This window comes from Terrabacter terrigena, assembly GCF_042676085.1.
Taxonomy (GTDB): Bacteria; Actinomycetota; Actinomycetes; order Actinomycetales; family Dermatophilaceae; genus Terrabacter; species Terrabacter terrigena.
The window spans coordinates 1-1,085 of the sequence record NZ_JBHTKH010000036.1; the positions used below are offsets into that span (position 1 = coordinate 1).

Consider the following 1,085-nt stretch of genomic DNA (forward strand, 5'->3'; position numbering starts at 1 on the left):
GAGGGTGTCGTGGTCGATGAGCACGACGACCTTGGCCTTGTCGGTGACCGGGACACCGGCCGCGGCGGCGACGCCGCGCTGCACGACCGCGAGGAGGGCGTCCATGCGGCGCCGGGCCGGGGTGCGCTCGTCGGGGGCGATGGTGCGGCCGTGGTCGTCCGTCTCCGGCCGCGGGGCAGCCAGGGGGTCGATCGCGGCCCTCAGGACCGCGGCGCCTTCGGGGTCGAGCATCCCGCGCAGCCCGACCATCCCGGTCGCGGTCGGCGGGGTGAACCACAGCCCACGCGCCTGCCGGCGGCCGTGGTCGAGGCGGTCCTCGTCACGGGGCGGGCGGACCTGTTCGGTGTGGTGCCGCGCGAGCCGGGCCAGCTCCTCGGGCCGCAGCACCCCCGCCTGGTCGGTGAGGTCGGCGATGGCCGTCTGCAGGTCGTCGGGGTCGGCGACCGGGGCGACCCGCTCCTCGAAGTCGATGATCTGGGCCGCGTTGGCGACGGTGACCTGCTGGGTCGCCACGAGCATCCGCAGCCGCGCCCAACGCGCCTGCGCGAGGGCCGCGCCGACGGTGACGAACGCCTTGGCCTGCGCGGCGGTCAGGCTCGGGTCATGCACGCGGAGCCAGTCGATGCGGGAGAGCCCGCCCGGGGCCTCGATGTCACGAGCCACGAGCTCGGACACCAGCGTCACGAGCGTGACCTCCAGCGCGCGACGCTGCTGAGCGGCGCGCTCCGTCGCGGCAAGCAGGTCGGGTCCCATGTGCGACCCCAGCCCGATCCCCAAGCTCGCGTCGATGGAGATCGCCTCGGCCGCGTGGGCATCACACGGCAACTCCTCCGGGGCCTCGATGCGGGCCTCGACCGACGCGATCCAGGCCGGGTCGTTGACCATCCGCTCGTAGCCCGCAGCATCCAGCCACCGGACGTCGAGCAGGTCGATCGACTCCAGCTCCTCCACCGGCACACCCGCCCATGGCCCCCGAGGACTGCACACCGGCCGCGCCTCCGGCGCCAGCCGCCGCGCCCGGACCCCGCCACGCGCCGACGACGCGGACGGCTGGGACGACGCAGACGGCATACGCCCGAAGAACC

1 protein-coding gene is annotated in these 1,085 nt (G+C 75.0%); it reads right to left on the reverse strand.

All coding sequences use genetic code 11. From position 1 onward, the window contains the following. A partial coding sequence (locus ACFQ2V_RS21230; protein WP_386055013.1) for a DUF222 domain-containing protein occupies positions 1-951 on the reverse strand: 951 nt, incomplete at its 3' end. Positions 952-1,085: the final 134 nt, after the last annotated feature.